Raw genomic sequence first — 482 nt, 5'->3', positions numbered from 1 at the left:
CGGCGGCCATGGCCAGCGGATTTCCACTAAGGGTTCCGGCTTGATAGACAGGTCCGGTTGGAGCAAGGTAATCCATGATTTCGTTGCGGGCGGCGAAGGCTCCTACGGGCAGACCTCCACCAATAACTTTTCCGAAGCAAACGATATCAGCATTTACACCAAAAACCTCCTGTGCGCCTCCTTTGGCAAGCCTGAAGCCGGTCATGACCTCATCAAAGATCAACAGTACATCATGCTCATCACACAATTTACTAAGACCTTCCAAAAAACCCTTTTTTGGAGGGATACATCCCATGTTCCCTGCCACAGGTTCAAGGATGATACAGGCAACTTCGCCTTTGTTGGCATTAAGTAGTTCCTCTACATTATTAAGATCATTGTAAGTGGCAAGTAAGGTATCTTTTGCAGTTCCTTTAGTCACCCCCGGACTATTTGGTGTTCCAAAAGTCACTGCTCCGCTGCCCGCCTGGATCAAAAATGAA

1 protein-coding gene is annotated in these 482 nt (G+C 48.1%); it reads right to left on the bottom strand.

Annotation, left to right across the window (positions count from 1 at the left end; translation table 11 throughout):
* The coding region (locus HC175_RS17960) for an aminotransferase class III-fold pyridoxal phosphate-dependent enzyme (protein ID WP_168139625.1) at window positions 1-482 on the bottom strand (482 nt) is incomplete at both ends.

It is taken from the genome of Salinimicrobium oceani (assembly GCF_012037645.1).
Note: the sequence above shows the minus strand (reverse complement) of the source record. Positions and strands in the feature narration are given on the sequence as shown.